This window comes from Saprospiraceae bacterium, from assembly GCA_016710235.1.
Lineage (GTDB): Bacteria > Bacteroidota > Bacteroidia > Chitinophagales > Saprospiraceae > Vicinibacter.
Genome location: JADJLG010000001.1, coordinates 3,396,049 through 3,414,745 on the forward strand (window position 1 = coordinate 3,396,049; position 18,697 = coordinate 3,414,745).

11 protein-coding genes, 2 tRNA genes and 2 pseudogenes are annotated in these 18,697 nt (G+C 35.3%); 6 read left to right on the forward strand and 9 right to left on the reverse strand.

The genetic code is table 11. The annotated features are described in order from the left end of the window. Positions 1-11 precede the first annotated feature (11 nt). The 7 genes and pseudogenes from rfbF to mnmA form a co-directional block, all read right to left on the reverse strand. Positions 12-787, reverse strand: a pseudogene (gene rfbF / locus IPI99_13515) (glucose-1-phosphate cytidylyltransferase). A 79-nt stretch (positions 788-866) separates the two neighbouring features. Beyond that, positions 867-2,954, reverse strand: a complete 2,088-nt coding sequence (locus tag IPI99_13520; GenBank protein MBK7341524.1) for a hypothetical protein — start codon at positions 2,952-2,954, stop codon at positions 867-869. Between the two features lie 747 nt (positions 2,955-3,701). After that, a complete protein-coding gene (locus IPI99_13525) occupies positions 3,702-3,941 on the reverse strand; it encodes a hypothetical protein (protein ID MBK7341525.1) in 240 nt (79 codons plus the stop codon). A 230-nt stretch (positions 3,942-4,171) separates the two neighbouring features. After that, positions 4,172-4,781, reverse strand: a pseudogene (locus IPI99_13530) (uridine kinase). A 267-nt stretch (positions 4,782-5,048) separates the two neighbouring features. After that, positions 5,049-5,603, reverse strand: a complete 555-nt coding sequence (locus IPI99_13535) for a hypothetical protein (protein ID MBK7341526.1) — start codon at positions 5,601-5,603, stop codon at positions 5,049-5,051. 19 nt (positions 5,604-5,622) lie between these two features. Then, entirely contained in the window at positions 5,623-6,363 is a 741-nt protein-coding gene (locus IPI99_13540) for a hypothetical protein (GenBank protein MBK7341527.1), read from the reverse strand. After that, entirely contained in the window at positions 6,341-7,489 is a 1,149-nt protein-coding gene (gene mnmA / locus IPI99_13545; protein ID MBK7341528.1) for a tRNA 2-thiouridine(34) synthase MnmA, read from the reverse strand. The genes IPI99_13540 and mnmA overlap by 23 nt, the downstream gene beginning before the upstream one ends. Before the next feature lie 361 nt (positions 7,490-7,850). Between mnmA and IPI99_13550 the strand changes: the two genes are divergently transcribed. Both IPI99_13550 and IPI99_13555 read left to right on the forward strand, forming a co-directional pair. Next, positions 7,851-7,923: transfer RNA gene (locus IPI99_13550), tRNA-Gly, on the forward strand. A gap of 324 nt (positions 7,924-8,247) precedes the next feature. Next, a tRNA-Leu gene (locus IPI99_13555) sits at positions 8,248-8,336 on the forward strand. 102 nt (positions 8,337-8,438) lie between these two features. On the opposite strand, the gene IPI99_13560 is transcribed toward IPI99_13555, so the two are convergent. Next, positions 8,439-8,762 carry a divalent-cation tolerance protein CutA gene (locus IPI99_13560; protein MBK7341529.1) on the reverse strand — a complete coding sequence of 108 codons (324 nt, stop codon included), beginning with the start codon at positions 8,760-8,762 and terminating at the stop codon, positions 8,439-8,441. Between the two features lie 528 nt (positions 8,763-9,290). On the opposite strand from IPI99_13560, the gene IPI99_13565 reads away from it, so the two are divergent. The 4 genes from IPI99_13565 to IPI99_13580 are packed head-to-tail and all read left to right on the forward strand — an operon-like array spanning position 9,291 to position 16,153. Continuing rightward, positions 9,291-10,988, forward strand: coding sequence for a hypothetical protein (locus IPI99_13565; protein ID MBK7341530.1), 1,698 nt, complete (start codon positions 9,291-9,293; stop codon positions 10,986-10,988). Between the two features lie 2 nt (positions 10,989-10,990). Continuing rightward, positions 10,991-11,494, forward strand: coding sequence for a sigma-70 family RNA polymerase sigma factor (locus IPI99_13570; protein ID MBK7341531.1), 504 nt, complete (start codon positions 10,991-10,993; stop codon positions 11,492-11,494). Further along, a complete protein-coding gene (locus tag IPI99_13575; protein ID MBK7341532.1) occupies positions 11,491-12,825 on the forward strand; it encodes a hypothetical protein in 1,335 nt (444 codons plus the stop codon). Before IPI99_13570 ends, IPI99_13575 begins: the two co-directional genes overlap by 4 nt. Before the next feature lie 19 nt (positions 12,826-12,844). Further along, positions 12,845-16,153, forward strand: a complete 3,309-nt coding sequence (locus IPI99_13580; GenBank protein MBK7341533.1) for a T9SS type A sorting domain-containing protein — start codon at positions 12,845-12,847, stop codon at positions 16,151-16,153. 227 nt (positions 16,154-16,380) lie between these two features. On the opposite strand, the gene ppk1 is transcribed toward IPI99_13580, so the two are convergent. Next, positions 16,381-18,489 (reverse strand): polyphosphate kinase 1, encoded by a 2,109-nt coding sequence (ppk1, locus tag IPI99_13585; GenBank protein ID MBK7341534.1) that lies wholly within the window; start codon positions 18,487-18,489, stop codon positions 16,381-16,383. Between the last annotated feature and the right edge of the window lie 208 nt (positions 18,490-18,697).

The window sequence follows — 18,697 nt, forward strand, 5'->3', positions numbered from 1 at the left end:
CGAAATGCATTTTACCAGATTTTCCAAGGTGCGATTTGCTGTTCCCACAATTCTTCTAATTCAATCTTATCCCTCATGGCATCCATGCATTTCCAAAAACCATGATGTCTGTAAGTATGCAATTGTCCGTCGTTGGCGATCTCAATTAAAGGCTTTTTCTCCCATTGAATCGATGCCATATCACCATCCAAATATTTAAAAATTGCTGACTCCAATACAAAAAAACCGCCATTAATCCATCTCCATCTCCCTGAGGTTTCTCCTGAAAACTGGTAACAATCCCATTGGGGTTGATTTCAATATTTCCAAAACGACCCGGGAGTTGAATACTAGTCAACGTTGCAATACATCCTGAATCTCTATGGCTTTTAATCAAACTCGCCAGATCTACATCAGCAAGCCCATCTCCATAAGTCAACATAAAACTATCATTCTCAACATAACTCTTGATAGCTTTCAGCCTGCCCGCAGTATTTGTATTTAAGCCCGTATCCACAAGGGTCACTTTGAAGGATTCTGAATTGGTGTAATGTATTTCGAGTTTATTTGTCCCTAGTTCAACAGTTATGTCTGAGTTGTATAAAAAGTAATTAATAAAGTACTCTTTAATAATATGTCCTTTATAACCCAAACAGATAATAAAATCGTTGAATCCTTGTGCTGCATAAATCTTCATGATATGCCATAAAATCGGCTTACCGCCAATCTCAATCATCGGTTTTGGTTTTAAAATGGATTCCTCAGAAATCCTTGAACCAATACCGCCTGCGAAAATCACTACCTTCATACAATGTGCAAAGATAGTAAATTATATAAAATTAAATTATATATGAATCAGCATAGCTTTTTCTGGTATTATTAAAACACTATTTACAACATGATGTCCTGATGGTTATGCAACCCGTTGCCTTACACCCTGTATCCAGGTCGGTAACAGTGACAGTATACTTTGTAGTTCGCTTAGGTGTTGCTCTTGGATTTGGACAATCATTGCAGGAAAGTTCCACATTTGGTGACCAGCTAAAACTATGTTTTGCACCATTCAAAGGGGCTACTGACATATCAACAAAAGATCCTTGAATAATAGTGGTGTCATTGGAAGTTTTGATCAATACCTGTGAAATTGTCAATGGAAAAGTTTTTTCTAATGACCCACAAAATAAAGAATTTTCTGTAGCTTTTATTGTTTTGGTACCCGGTGAATCAAAAATAACCTGATAAGGGCCTTCTCCACTGCCAGATATGATTCTTGCCCCACCAAAATCCCAATTGAATGAATTTCCTGAGCCCGTTGGGTCAACACTGACGGTCAACCTCTCCCCCACACAGGCATTTGAAGCTTTAATTTGGAATTCCGGTTTTGGATAGACAGTAAAACTATGATAAGCTGTATCAGAACATTCACCCGCATTTTTTGCATAGTATTTTAAAACATATTTTGTATTTGGTGATAATAAACCGGGATTAATTGAATTCACTTCCACACCATTTAGAAAGAACTTACCTCCTAAAGGCGATCCTTTACCTACCAATGGAATTAGATTATCCTCATTACAATAAGCCGAGTCAAGTCCTGAAATGCTTGATTTCTGCCCCTGGCCAATCATTATTTCTTGAGTTACATATGGTAAACCAGTCAATGGACATACTGTTTCCTCATTCACTTGAATACAATACTCTTCATTGGCAAGGATAATAAAAGGTTCGGTTGTACTGCCATTGCTCTTTTTGATTCCAAAGTTCATAGGAACAGGTGAGTAATCAAATGATGTAAGGTTGATATCCTTAAACTCACACCACTTATCAAAATTCTTATCCGAATTAAGATACCAATTCTGGCAATTACCAAACTGATTTCTTTTGATTCCTGAAAAATAAGCCCTTGAACTATTTGTTTCCACATCAGTAAACAAAAGCCCAAACCGATCGTCTGCCCTAGCAGATATAACATTAAATTGCTGGTCAAGTTTTGCAACAAAAGCACCATTTCCCAGCAATCCATTACTACCGGCAAAATAATAATTATTTCCATCATAAGCGCCCCCAAATGAATAATTGAAAATATTTGGTTGACTTTTGAATTCCTTGAATGTTAAAATATTGCCATCCAGGTCAATTTTAAACAGTATTGTATTTATCTCTTTAGGATTTGAATTAGTCCCATTTCTATCATCACCCTTTCTCCCGAAAACTACAAACTCCCGATCATTATATTTTACTATAGAAGCCGGGAAAATTCCCCTATCAAAATCTGTTTCACTCTGTATCCAAAACTTACTCCAGATAATATTACCAAGTACATCAATTCTGGTAATCCAAAGCGGGTATCTGTTTGTATTATAAATGCCTCCAGTCCCTATTAGAATAAACCCAGAATTCTCTACAGGAATCGAAGAATAAAGTGCTTCATATTCAGTAGCATCTACAGCAAATTTTTCATACTTAATAGTTGATCCATCCTTCCCAATCAGCAAAGAAAAAGAAACTTGTTCTGCACTTGGAAACTTATCAATACCTACTATATTAATGATCTCATCACTATTTACACTCATCCCCCCAACATAATAATTTACATTATTTCCATAAAAATTAGACCACAATACATTTAAGTCTTTATCTAATTTAATCACCCAAATTCTACTAGCGCCTGATAAGTAACCCGAAATATAAATATTATCGTTAGCGTCAATACAAATATCCCTGGTGATGACATCATATTGAGTCTTAATGCTCTTTATTCGAGAAATGCGGTTTGAATTACCAGTTTCAAAAATGGATACCCGATCACCAACGGAAAAAACAGAATAAAAATAGCCCTTGCTATTTACAGCACTGGACCTGTTGACATAATTTACATTTGTCTCCGAGAAAACAGCTTCAATAGTTTGGGCCATAACAGCATCCGCAAACAAAAATACACAGAATATTCCGAGTAAATATTTATGATTTTTCATAATGATTAATATTACGTTATAACTTTTTAATTAAACCGAATTCTGCTTCTTAAATATGCAATTCTCTTCTCACAAAAACAAACTATTTGATTGCTATACACATTTTAAACCATCCAAGTATGACAAAGAGGTCATAAAAATCAAATCAATTAAAGGTCAAAAAAACCAACTATTATTTGAATTTAATAATTAATTAGTTACCAATCCATAGAGAATAAGCAATTAAAAAATATTCAAGCCAATAAAAACTAAATTTCAAATTCCTAATTATTTAAGCCCACAATCAATATTATTAATAAAATTTGACCATATTTACCTTACAAAATTTAAAATCAGAGTCCAAATATTACCGAAATTTAACTTTCATAGAAATTAACCTACAAATTTTTTTCAGCTTTATAATTCTCTCCAACAACCTCTTGATAAAAATTTTAAAATCAGCGAAATTTATCTGGCTTGAATTAATCCCTTAATTGTTTACTCGGATAATAAAATAGTGCTAGCACCAATAAGAATTCCCAAATCTTTACTGATTAAATCTATTATTCAATTGGAATCAAATTCATTGTTGACATGCTTATTCTAGATGGTGAATTTATATATTCGGTGTATGACAACTTAGTCTCACTTACATTTAAATTTTCCCAAATTGCATTCAAAACATCAGGCTGTTGGGTAGTATATGAAAATTTAGTTTTTCTGGATCCAACCAATTATAAGTAAAGTCTCTGATTCCGGTAGTTGTCTTCAAAACTCCGTGTGATTTGGGTAAAAAGTAAATGTCCAGCCATCAAAATCTTGTGGTTGCGATCCTCTTTCATAATAATAGGGCACACCATTTAGTATTGACCTGGCCGTAATAAATTTCCAACCTTTAGGTTTAGTCAATAAAGCTTCATTGTCTTGCACTACCGGTGACGAGCAATCTTTCTCACAAGAGGTCAATGCAATTAAGGTAAACAATAAAAACACGATTGAATTTTTCATAAAGTTGTTTATTAAAGTAAATTAAATAATTTCGAATGTAACTGGCTTCAATTTGATTGTTATTTTATATAGGACTCCCTGTTTAAGGCTCTTATTATTAAATAATTTCATAAAAATATAGATAATCGCTGACATCGCTCAAGATAATTCAAATAAATTTTTATTTAATACTTATTGGTTTAATTATTAGCAACTTAGGTGCATCTGCAGCTCATCATCAAGCCAAAGTTTTATGTTCCTTTACATTGCTCTCTCACATATGCCGCTATGACATCCAGTGCTTTGCTATAAGAGCTATTATTGTTAATGATGAGGTCCAGATCGGCAATGTGCGGTCTGATGTACTTGTCAAATGCCGGGCCAACATGATGCTGGTATTTATAAAGTACATCATCCATAGGATAATTCCGTTCTTTTTGGTCACGGAGGATACGGCGAATGATTTTCAACTCTTCTTTAGCTTGGATTAGTATGGTCAGATCCAACAACTGCCTTATTCTTTGATCATGAACTAAAAACAAACCCTCTATAATGTGCATGAGCAGGCGGTGTAATCACAATACCCGCAGCCTTTGTATCATTATTGAAAGTATACTCCTTTCTCCTGACCTCTTCGTGGCGTTTTAATTTCCTGAGATCTTCAATAAAATCATCTATGATAAAAGAATCAGGTGTATCATAGTTGTACTCTCCCTGCGGATCTTTCTGCTGTTCATGCCTCTGTTTGTAATAGTTATCCATGGAGAGCAATCCTAGTTCATTTTCTGAGAACTGCTCACGCAAGTGATTGATAAAGCTGGTTTTTCCAGATCCGCTACCTCCTGTTATTCCTATGAGCATGTATTGCCGGGATAAGTTAAGAGTGCAATTTTATCGAATTTTTCTCATGAAAAGGTAAAGCAACTGTTTTTTTCTTTGCTTGAAGTGTAAGGTAATAAAAGCAAAATACCTTTTCCCTTTCTTGACCATACTGAACTGATCCCAAAGTTCTGGGAAGTCCAAAAAACTTTTAATCGTTTGTATTTTGATCTTTAGCGATAACTAATAATGAATCAACTGATTATGAGTAAAGGCAAGGACTCTGTTCAATGTCCAAAGCCATAGAACTCATTCAGATTCTTCGGCAGAAGTTGCATTACCTGCAGGAATTAATCCGAAAGGCAGGTTCATTACAATCGTTTTTTGAGAAATATTGATGTCTTGTATAAAGTCCTCATGAAGTGGAATCAAGAAAACCACACCATCTCTCTCCACTTCAGCCATAAGTTGAGATGGATATTCGAGAGTTCGGATAATCTTAGCAATACTTTGATGGTCTTCTGAAAAAATAACAAAATTTTGCAATTCAGACAGTTCATTGGTCTTTTTCATCATCCCTAAGGCCTTTTCCGGAAGATGATAAACGTCAACCCATACTTGGCGGTTTGAAAGTGCTTTTGCAGTTTCAGGAGTATCCACTCCCTCAAGATGAACCACAGGTGGTTCAGAATCTTCAAACTTGGAGATTCTAAACGGGACCTTATTCCCTTTGATTTCAAAAAACATCCAATTCATTTTGCTGAATTGATCTTGCAAGGCAGCGACTGGAAAGAAAAACAAGTCCCCCCGTATTCCTTGTGTTTTGCCGGTAGTACCACAGGGCAATAACTCTATCTGGTGCAAATCCCCGGTTTCCAAAAGATCAGTTATGTTGTATGAGTTTCATCCTGAGGATCATACCTTTTTGAGCTTTCTCCCTCCAAGTCAATCGTTCATCGTAGATCTGAGTATCCAAAAACCACTGTTCACGATACACCGGACCCACATTCTTCACGTATTGTGCTACTGAGTATCGTTTATTGTCAAATGCGGTATAATCAGCTTCATTGACAGTCAGGACATCATCCCAATGCTTCGGTCCAATATCAAGCTTGTCAGACAGACTTTCATAAATATAATTCCAGTTGTCAAAAGCTGCGATTTCCTCACCTTTAATCACGATTGCACTTTTCCAATGTATCAAAACATTACCATTCCAGTTCGAGTACCTTGTTACAGGAAAGGTTAGCTTGATAAAATGAAGACCATTCTCTGTTTTAATCAAACTGGAGTTGTCTTTACGAATGAATGAACTATTGATTAAATCCCAACCGAGTGTATCAGAGCTTCTTGCAAAAACGTCCAATCGATATACGAGTTCATTTTTGTCATTCCTGAAAGTATCGACAATCTCCTCCCGCAGATAACTGGTAGTGCTATCAACCCCTGTATGTCCAACAGGTCCATACAAAAGGGAATCTACTGAGTACTCCCAATATTTTCCAATTTCGACTGGATAATATTCAAGACCATATTTTTCCAAATCAACCGGCTCCGTTTTTTTCTCACATGCAAAAAAAATGGTCAAGCTGATAGCTGCACTAATGGATAAAATTCTCTTCATGTAATGGCTTGGTTTGAGTTTGTAAAGAATATGCTGAACGTTGAATGATACCTCCAAGGACAAGGTCATCACCTTCATATACGACAGCCGACTGGCCTGGAGCCACTCCCTTGACCAAAGTTTTAAAATGAGCATGAATACCCTCAGAATTTTCGGTCAAAAATGCAGAGTGTCCGATGTCCTTGTATCTGATTTTTAACACCACTTCCTTATCGGGAACCACTTTGTCCCATTTTTGAAAGTTAGCGGTTGAAATGAGCAATTCATCTTTTTCCAGGTCGGATTCTTCACCCAGATAAACAGTGTTAGTTAAAGGGTCTATATGTGTGACAAACATGGGTTTGCCAAAAGCCAATCCCAAACCCTTTCGCTGACCTATAGTATAAAATGGGTAACCTTCGTGCTTGCCAACTACCTTCCCGGTCTGATCTACAAATGGGCCACCTTTTAAGCTATCAGACAAGTCAGGTTCTTTATACCGTATAAAAGACCGGTAATCATTGTCCGGCACAAAACAGATTTCATAACTTTCAGCTTTCTTGGAGAGACTTTCAAAGCCTCTCTCACGGGCAAATTCTCTGACCTGAGGTTTTTCCCATTCTGCCAAGGGGTATAAGCTTCGCGCAAGACTATCTTGAGACAATCCCCACAAAACGTAGGATTGGTCTTTGTTCAAGTCCCTAGCTTTGGAGATCCAATGCCTTCCGCCATCATGATTTGTCCTGGCATAATGACCCGTGGCGATATAGTGACAATCGAGTGCATCCGCTCTTTTAAGAAGGGCACTCCATTTGATATGTGTATTGCAAAGTACACAAGGATTAGGTGTTCGTCCTGCCAAATATTCTTCCACGAAATTCTCAATCACAGAATCTCCAAATTCTTCTCGAATGTCTAGAATAAAGTGGTGAAAGCCCATTTTGACTGCCAAGGATCGAGCATCCTGTAATGAGTCCAGTGAGCAGCAACCGGTTTCTTTCCCGTTGGTTGAAACAGTATGGTTATAATCCCAAGTCTTCATAGTCACTCCGATGACTTCATATCCTTGCTCGTGTAACATCAATGCAGCCACAGTGCTGTCTATGCCACCACTCATTGCAACCAATACGCGACCCATTTTACTCATCAAGCGACAAAACTAAGATATATTAAGAATATTGTTTATATATAAATATAAGATATTTTGAATCAATGCTGGTTAACGAACACATTTAGTGCCAATTGATATTTCAGGATGATATTTGCAAACAAATGAAGCTACAGGTCGTTCACCGCATATGCAAATTCAATCAAGGGCCGGGACATATAATTTTTTCTTTTAAAAATTCTTTTTCAATTGACCGCGGAGTTTATATTTGCAGTCCTTTTGGAAATCAAACGAGATTTCGACGGATTTATTTCCGGAAAAACTTGACAAATTTTTAAAAGCGCATCAGGTGACTTTATGCTTTAAAGCAGAATGGATCCATCTGATTCACCTTTCAATTGCGGGAGTAGCTCAGTTGGTAGAGCACGACCTTGCCAAGGTCGGGGTCGCGGGTTCGAGTCTCGTCTCCCGCTCTTCATTTGAAGAGCAATTCATCACATCTTTATTTTTGTTTATTACAGCAGTTGTATCAATTTTAGATACCAGCGCATCTACAAAGATGAGGTTCATTTAATCGTATTTGAATCATTTGGAGTTAATACAGTTTCCTTCAGCCGGTTGTACTTATTCATTTTGTTATATTTTGAGTCTTGCATTAACTTCATCCAAAATTTTGATAGATATCAAACATAGATATATGCCAACTATATCTATATTTGCGCCTCAGAAGCGCACTTTGCTTAGTTATTTGAACCAAAATATACGCTTCAACTACTGACCAAAGGTTCAGAAGTTTTGCCCAGGTGGTGGAATTGGTAGACACGCAGGACTTAAAATCCTGTGGCCAGAAATGGCCGTGCGGGTTCAAGTCCCGCCCCGGGTACCATGACTCTTGAGAAATATCGTTTGTTCACTTTCACTCCGTGTTGCTGCTCAAACTAAGTGTACTTTCGTTTCTTCTAGTATTCTCAAAATTTTCTAATTGCGTTTACTCTCCCAATTCAGTTTTCATCCAACTGTAGTACGCTTCGTTAACGGTTGCATGAAGAGTCAAGATACAAGCTGTACGGTAAGGATGATTTTCAGTCAAAAAATTTTGAGCTAGCTCTCCTAGCTCAACAAATGTCTTAACCCACAAGATGAACTCCCCTTCTTTCTGAGCTTGCCCCTCCCAGAAAAATTGAGAGGTGGCAGGCCAATATTGTGTACATGCAGCTAACTTGAGGTGTACAAGTTTACTTCCAAGCTTCACAGCAATTTCTTCATCAGGCACAGGACAGTAAAGGATTATAATTTTGCGAGAATCGATCATTTCACTATATTAAGCTCACCTATAAAAGTACTCATTGATTTGTTGCTGGAGCTTTCTATTTTGAAGCACAAAGAAAAAAGATAAATTTCCTCTATATTCACATCACTAATCAAACTAAGCAATCACTGTTGACAATGAATGTACCTTGAATACAATATATTACTTATTCTACAGGTTTTCTAAATAACGGTAAGAGGAATCAATAAATCCCACACAGCTAATTATGAAACTAATGACAAATTGCACCAAGCCATCAAATGGCTTAGATCCTTAAAAAAGATATACATAACATTCATATAAGATAATATTGCCATATATATAGTATTCAATTACAATGTCTTAAATGCGAAAATATCTTACTTCATTGTAATCATTGAATAATTTATTCCCATCTATAGAAGTATAGAAATACTCAATTGGTATCTATTATGCTACTAGCTCAACTCGAAGCTCTTTTTTATTTTCCTTTAATATTCAGGCAACTAATTATACCACGAAGCGTATTCAAATAGAAAGTATGCTTATCATATGAAATACTCCATAATCCTACCGTTACTTCTAATTTTCGTTCGATGCAGGCAAGATGACTTCCAATTGACAAGAAAGGAGGATAAACCTAAACCAAAAGTTTACTCAGAAAAGACTATATATGTCAGAGCCCTCGGTGAATCTAAAATACTGAATAATGCTAAAATAATTATTGGTGATCATGAATTCCTTGGAGACCAATGGGGGATGCATACCGTTAAAGAAAAATTTGATAAGGAGAGATTGGCTTTTAAGATTACTTGTCCTGGATATTTCAATTCCTATTATGCTGAAAAACCTTATGAAAGCGGTCACCAAATCCATTCTCTGGTCATGAGACCTAAACATACAATCCGGCTATCAGCGTCTTCAAATGCAAGATTTCTCACCAATGCAAATTCAGAAGTGTATATTCATCCTAACTCCTTTCTCTCGTCAAACGGCCAAAAGTATAGTTTGAATTTCTATGTCGAATACTTTGATTTTGACCTGACTAAGCATTTTTCATCCGAATCATTCCCTTCTGATTATATGACAATAGATTCGAACGAAACTGAATCGACTTTGCACATTCACCAACTGCTCAACATTAATTTCCTTGATATCAATCAAACCTCCTTGAAATGCAATATTCCGATTGAAGTGAATACAAGCCTCTATGGAATTGATGAAAATATTCCTCTAGACAGTATTTCTGTTTTCAAGTATAATGAAAAAAGCAATTATTGGGAATTTTACAATAACGCGATTATAGAAAATAATAAAGCTGCATGCCGCATCATGCATTCCGGTACTTATTCGTGTGCAAGCCTACATCCTAAAACTAATATTAGTGGATCAATCGATCAAATTAATGACTCCTTTCTTCCAACCGGAAAAATATTTATATATTCAAATAACAATAGTCTAATCAAAACAATTGACTGGAACGACAAAGGAGAATGGGCCACCACATTAGCCTCCGATATGACATATCACCTAAAAATAAAGGATTGCAATCAATCCACAATTTATACTCAGGAAATACAAACCAACCATTTAAAAAATAACATACTTAAAATTAATTTAAATGGTACAAAATGGTACTTCATTTCCGGAAAAGTTATTGATTGCTACAATTCTGCCGTGCCTGAAGCATATGTGATGGACATCTCGAATGACTTGCTCTTCTATGCTTTGAGCGATAGTTCCGGAAAATTTGGAATAGCTTATATACCATGCAGCTCCTTAGAACTCAAATTACTCAAATGCTTGGATGGGAATACAGAATCCTCACTGGAGTCTTTCCGCATTAATGAATCCCTATATTCAAGACAAGCATTTCAATGTCAATCAGGAAGCGTTTATCTAGAGTTTTCCAATCGGGCTGTGAAAAAGATTGACAATTGTGTAATTACACTAGAATACAATGGATTGAGCAAAACACTTCAGTTCGTTTCAACAGACAAATCTACTGGGTCAATTTATCAAATGTCTTACTCTTATAAAAATAATTTCTTCGATGAAAAAATTCAATTTACTACTTTAGTCAGGGGTACCAAATTCTTTCAATTGCAAAAATATGGAGCTGTAACAGCACCTACTAATCTTATATCTGGGAAACGAATCGAATTGAAAATAGCCGACTGCTCTATATCGGATGAAAATGGCAATCTTTCAGACCAGGTTTCATTTGCTTTTTCAGGCATGCTGCAGTAAAAATGAAAATCAACCACAAACATTTTAACCAAATATTCAATGACTACAACAAAAGAGTTTATGCATTGTGTCTTCAGTATTTTCAAAATGAGGAAAACGCCAAAGATGCAATGCAAGAGTGTTTTGTAGCATTGTATTATAAATATGATACATTCAAGCAAGATAAAGGGGATTTTGAAAATTGGTTTTTTATTTTTTGCAAAAACTTTATCATCTCTGAACTCAGAAAACAAAAAAGGAAAGTACCTCTGGAAATCCTTGAAAACATCCCCGAGATGCTAAATGATGATTCAGAGTCTCCGTCATTCCTTCATGATGCAAATTTAGAAGATTACATCCAACAACTTCCAAATGGTTACAAAGCAGTCTTGGAGCTATTTGTATATCACAATTGGACCCATAAAATGATAGCTGAGCATTTAAATATAAGTGAAAATACATCTAAATCTCAATTTTATAAAGCTAAGAAATTTTTATCCGATCTAATACAAAATGAAAATAAATGAAATCACACGATAAAAATAATATGTGGCCTATCCCAAACGAAAGAGACGTCCATTATGACAAAGAAGAACAACTGGATATAATATGGATGAAAATTAGAAAAAGAAAAAGACAAAACATATTCTGGATCCTCCTACCAATATGTATTGGATTTGCATTATACAACTACCATAATGGCGGCTTAAACTTAAGCGATGTCTCATATATGAATAATCATCAATCGGATCATTCTAATTACTTAATATCACAATACTCATCACCACTGCCATATTACCATTCAATGGATTCGAAAGTACAAAACCATAAATTGCAAAAATTAGCCTCAGAAAAATCAGGTAAAAAGATTTCAAACGATTTAAGAAGTAATTTGAATCAAATTCAGCTTGGATACAACTCAACAGACACAAACAAGACGACAAAAGAACCTGAAAATAATCCTTACAGTGAGCCATCCAATCCTAGTTTTGTAGAAACAAAAACACGATATGAAATAAAGAAAAATCAACCTAACACCATACCATCTCTATTATCAGCCCAAATCAATTGCCCAAGTTTCGAAATGGATGTTCCCACGCCAAAAGAACAACCCAGACTTAGGCAAGTCAATCACAAAAAGCACTACGAAAAATTTAGTTATTTTATTGGAACTTTTATAGGTAGAGCAGAAAGGAATATTCAGGGTAATAATGAGGATCTATCCATAGCCATCAGAAAAGATTTTGAAAAGGAACTCGAAAACATAGGTTTCCAGGGAATGATCTCCTATTCTTTCTCCAAGCATGCGGAATTAATCTCAGGTTTAAAATTCAGTCAATCCACAAATAACACCCATATTAACATTCAAAGACAATTAAACTTGCAAGACACAAATGCGGTGGTTAGAATTGAAGAATACTCAAGTGGATTGATTAAAGAATACAGAGGAAAAGTTGATTACATTGTGCATGAAAACCTAAAAGCCAACTACTATAACAAATATAAAATGTTGACCATTCCCTTACAAGTAAAAACAAGTTTTCCCTTACAAAGAAGACTTAATCTCAGGATAGGAGTAGGCTTAGAAATCTCTATATTTCACAAGTATTATGGATACAAAATAAACCCTTCCATTCCAGATTTTTATCAAAAAGTCGATAATACTCCTTATAACAATATTGGAATCGCATTCTGGGGAGGCGAAATAGGAATATCCTATACTTTATCAAGGAAGTACAGCATAGAAGCTGGAATCCAATTTTCAAAATCCCTAAATAATATCACAAAACAAGAGACATCCTTTAAAGAAGGTGTAAAGTACAAAAATATTTACTTCAGCTACAACTATAAATTTTAACCTCCATAAATTATTATAAATGAAAATCACTCCATTCAAAATAGTTATTTTCAGTTGCTTCTTTCCATTATACTTGAATGCGATTCCTACTGCAACTGCCCCTTCTGATATAGTATTGAGTTGTAAACAAAACGTTGATTTACAATTGATGAAATCCAATATGGGATCGCCATATGGCAATATAGTATTAGATATATCGGATCAAAGGACTATCGTTACAAAAGACATCGTCTGTGAACAATACTGTCATGCAAACAAATACACTGGTTACCCTGGAGGAATGAGTGGGTCGAATTCTGTTCCAGACAGAGCTTGTTCTTACTATGAATCTTTGTTTGACCCATTACATCCTCATAACATTTTTATTCTTGACTGGGGTAAAGATGGAATAGCTTCCAGCTCAAAACCTCTTAAAATTAAAATCACGATTACTGATCAACGTAAGTGCAACCAGGGCCTCATTATAAGAAATTTTAATGTATCTGATCAGGATGGAGCCGTAAACGTTCAACAATTTATTTGGATAGTTCAATGTGACCCATACAATGTAAGTGAAGAATACTGCAATGACACATTAAAAAGTGACATAGTTTGGCCTCCTGGAGTTTGCGACCAAAAACCAATTCGCTTACACTCTTGCATCTCTTCATTTGAACCGAGCAATCCGGAATTGGGTGAACCTAAGATCGTAGAAAACACTTCAAATTGTAGTATGATCAGCATTACATTTTCTGATGAATTATATAATATTCAATCAGACTACTGTTTCAAAATTGATAGAAAATGGCTGGTCATTGATTGGTGCCAATATGATCCCCTGATCAATCCAAGTATTGGGAGATGGGAAAAAATACAAACCATTGAAGTTGAAGATAATCATGGACCTTCTATCAATTATCCAGACTCTATTCATGTCGAGGAAAGTAATTCCAATTGTTTAGGATACATTAAAATGACAGTGCCAGGGTTATCGGATGATTGCTCAAAAGTAATCACATATACTTTTGAATCTTTCACCGGCAATGTCACCGGGGACCAAAACACTGGATATACAATCACAAATTTACCAAAAGGCTATCATACAGTTTCACTGATTGCGCAAGATGTCTGTGGAAATAAAACTACTAAAAAGGTAGTTTTGTCAGTAACGGTAGCAAGACCAAGTCAAATTTCATGCATACAGAATTTAAATCTTAGTTTAAATGGTTTACTAAATTCATCAATAAACGGATTATCCATTTCCGCAGATGATATAACCATCACTTCTAATGATTCCTGTAATACAACATTTTACAAAAAAATAATAAGACAGGAGCAATTACAAAAAACACAAAATGGTTCAAATGTTGATCAAGCATTTAGTAACTGTACTGAATTTCTAAAAGACGACGACCGTAGCACTCAGGGGCATCAAATTTATTTTGACGATTCCACTTATGTATGTTGCAATGATATATTTTCAGAGATAACAATGATACTCAGAGTTTTCACCACAGATCCCGGAGAAGGTCCGATATTGCCTGAGAGAATGAATGATAGCTCTGGAGATTTATATGGAAAATTCACAGACTGCATTACCAATGTTCAGATAGTAAATGCCATCGATCCTGAGGTAGTAGCTCCTCCTGATATCGTAGTCAGCTGCGAATTTAAATTTGACATTACTAAATTAAAGGATGCGAATGATCCAACATTTGGTAAAATTGTGAATAATCCATTTTTAAGAGAAAAAGTATTCACACATGATATAGTATGTAAAGCTTTTTGCGAAAACAATAAAAGAAATGGATATCCAGGAAAAATAGATTCGACCATTTCACCCAAACCTGTATCCAATATGGCATGTGATCACTATTATCAGCTTTATGATACCACCAATAAAACAAAAAAATACATGCCAGAATGGGGATTAGACGGTTATGTAACAGGAAATTGTGCAATGCTGCCACATATTACGGTTAAGGACGAAAGAGTTTGCGGTACCGGTAAAATAACTCGAACAATAACTAGTTATGGTAAAGGGAATACTCCTATCTCTGACAGCCAAACAATTTGGGTTATTGATTGTGTCCCGTTTTCTTTTACCCCTCAAGGCAGAAGTTATTCCATATCTTCTTGTGCACCAAACAGTGATAGTATTGTAAAATTCATCTTCAATATTGACTCAGCCAACATTGACTGCACATTTTTATCTGCTGATTATCAAGATACATATAAAACTCTTCCGGATAGCAATTATTGTTATGTTGTGTATAGGAATTGGAAGGTAATTGACTGGTGCCAATTTAATCCAAAGATACCTGAAATCGGCATTTGGGAATTTACGGATACAATTGCAATAAAGGACTTAATCAAACCAACATGCAAATTTAATATAGGTACTTGTCATGAAATTGATTCAATATCAACTTCCGGACAGGAATTTCATCAGATTGATTTGCTATTATCCGTCCTTGATAATTGCACAGTACCGGATTTTATTCGATTAGAATACTCTATCGATTTATTTAATGATGGATCGGTAGATTGTAGGGTTGGGCCTTTGACTATGAGAGAATTTAAAAATGGTATTAAACCTCAATTTTCGACAAACCTATTTGCAATCAATAATAATAATCCATTTGACGCCAGTGGGCAATATCCGGTTGGTGATCATATATTAAGCGTGGTAGCAACGGATGGTTGTGGGAATGTAGAATCCAAAAACTTTAGCATTCAAAATATGATTGACTCGATCAATCCTACTCCATTTTGTCAGAGCCAAACTATTACAATACCAATGCCTCCAAGCGGTTGTCTCACATTGTGGGCAGTAGATTTCAATTTAGGTTCATTTGACAATTGCACAGCCAAAGATGAATTAATATATTACTTTGATAAAAAAGAAAAGACCGTATCTACTGAATTTTGTTGTAAAAATTTAAAGATAAAATCTAATCAAGCTGAATTAGATACTGTCTTAAAAATTTGGGTCGAAGACAGGTCAGGAAATTCAGATTTTTGCAATGTCAAAGTCAGAATTGTAGATCTTATTAATTACTGTGATCCTTTATCTATAGACAAGCCAATACTTCGATATGAGTTGGAGTTTTTTCCAAATCCAACTGAAGGGCAAGTTACGATCAGAAAATCAAATGTTGATCTCATTATACAAGACATAAAAGTAGTAAACACTTTAAATGGTTTATCTCATTTTGAAACCAGTGGATTTACTGCAAAAGAAAATGAGATAAAATTATATTTAGACGATATTCCTGCAGGTGCTTATTATATTCAGCTCCAAACGAACAAAGGTCAAATGACCAAGAAGATAGTAAAAATGCAATAATAGTAATTGAAATAGATACCTGGGTGAATCCAAGCGTTTCACCCTGATGTAAGGTTGGGTTTTATTAAGACAGTCCTGTTTAACTATCCAATAAAATACTCTTAGAAAGTTTAAATATATATAGCTAATTGTTAAACAATGCTAGAATGAATATTCACCTCGATTTTTAGATTTAAATTTAGATTATATTTGCAGATCCAAATTCACTTAGTAAGCCATTCGAGCAATCATTTATCTTCATCAGCTTCTTTCAGGTATTTGTAAGTTTCGTATTGTGATTGAATCTTTCTTTTGGTATCAGACTTCCTGTATTGATTAAAGAAGCCCTCGTTGATGTTGCGTGCTTTCACATTGTCCTCCCATTGAATTTCCAGAATATCTATAATTTGTTTTTTAACTTCAGAATCAAACAAAGGAAATGCCAACTCAATTCTAAAATGCAGATTCCTTACCATCCAATCAGCTGAAGAAATGTATAGTAGCTCCTCACCTCCCCGGTGGAACCAATAGCATCTACCATGTTCCAAATACCTGTCCACAATACTGATACCATCTATATTTTCACTCATGCCTTCTTTCCCCGGAACAATGCAACATATTCCTCGAACGATTAGTCTGATTTTAACGCCTGCGTCAGCGGCTTCATATAGCAAGTCTATTATTTCGTGATCCTGAAGACTATTGAGTTTTAGGAAAATGGCAGCTTTCCTGCCTGCCAAAGCTTCTGTTTTCTCAAATTCAATCATTGACCTGAGATCATCATTCATATTAAACTGGCCTACGAGCAAGTGTTTGAAATTTGCAGAAGGCAACTTTGTATTTTCCAAAAATCCAAACAATCTTACTACCTCTGAAGTATATCTTTCGTCAGCTGTAAACAAACCATAATCACTGTAAACTTTTGCAGTCATTTCGTGAAAATTTCCGGTGCTCAAGTAAGCATAATGCTTGAGTTCACCATCAATCTTCCTGCTGATGAGTGCGCATTTTGCATGTACTTTTAGGCCTGGAAAACTGTACTTCACTTTTACTCCATGCCTTTCCATTTCTTCGCCCCACGCAAGATTTGCCGCTTCATCAAATCTTGCCTTTACCTCAATAAATACAAATACATTCACTCCTCGCTGGGCAGCCTCGATCAACGCATTCATAATGCGCGATTTTTTAGCTACACGATATTGTGTAATTTTAATTTGTGTAACATTGGTATCCTTTGCAGCTTCTTCAAAAAAACGAATAACCGGCTCATAGTCATGGTATGGAAAGTTGAGCAAGTGATCTTTAAATGCAATTTTTTGGAAAAAATCAATTCCCTGACCCATTAAGGCCTTATATTTTAATGGCTTAAATACTTTATTTTTTAAATTTTTATTTTTGAAATCAGGAAAATTAAAAAAATCAAAATTATTATGGTACCTTCCTTCAGGTGTCAAATCCATTTTTTTAATTTCCAATAAATCCAGAAAATATTCCAACATTTCTTTCGGCATTGCATCATCATATACCAATCGGGATGCAGGACCTACGTTTCTTTTGACCAGACTTTTTTTAATTTTTTCCAAAAGATCTCCACTGAATTCATCTTCGATGTACAACTCCGCATCGCGCGTTAATTTTATTGAATATGAATCGATAACAAAATATCCTGGAAACAAAAAACTCAATGAATGTCTAACAATATCATCCAATATAATCACATCATGCCGCCCTTTTATCGAGGGCAGTTCCACAAATCGAGGCAAATGATCTGAGGGAATTTTAACTACTGCATATTGCGTTCCTTCCTCAAGTTCACCTGGTTGGGTTTTTGCTTTAAGGACAACGGTTAGATATAATTCGGAATTATTAAAAAAGGGTCGAATCCTTTTTTGAACCAACAAAACAGGTTGAACAAATGGCAATAGATTTTCTTGAAAATAATCTTCAATAAATTTATTTTGCGTGGCATTAAGTTCATTCTGTTTGAGTAAGTAAATTTGCTGAAGACGAAGTTCAGGTATTATTTCCTTCTCGAAAATATTATTAAACTCATTCAGCTGTTGATTTACAATTTTGTAAAGCAACTTTAGAGTAGCATTTGGATCGTATTCCAGTTTACTCTTGGTCTTCCTACCTAGCTTTTTAAGGTTTCTGTGGTGTGCTACCCGAATTCGAAAAAACTCTCCAAGATTAGAGGAATAGATGGCTAGAAAACGGATACGCTCCAACAAAGGATTAAATGGATCTTTTGCCTCCTGCAAAACTCTGTAATTGAATCCAAGCCAACTCACATCTCTATCCCTATACTCAAATTTGGGAACAGGTTTATGATTCTCTAAAATATGATTGTTTTCCATTTGATTTGAATAGTACGACACCAACCCTTTCTACTTCAAATATGAGCATATAGCCCTATTTGATCATATCAGATCCAAAGGTGAAGTTGAACGACAAAAATACCAGTTTTATTCTGAATGGGTCGATTTGGTTCAATGATTCCTTCATCGGAAGCGATCTAAAAGATCCTTCGAATCTTTTCCTTTATATTTGTTTACTTTCGCAGAA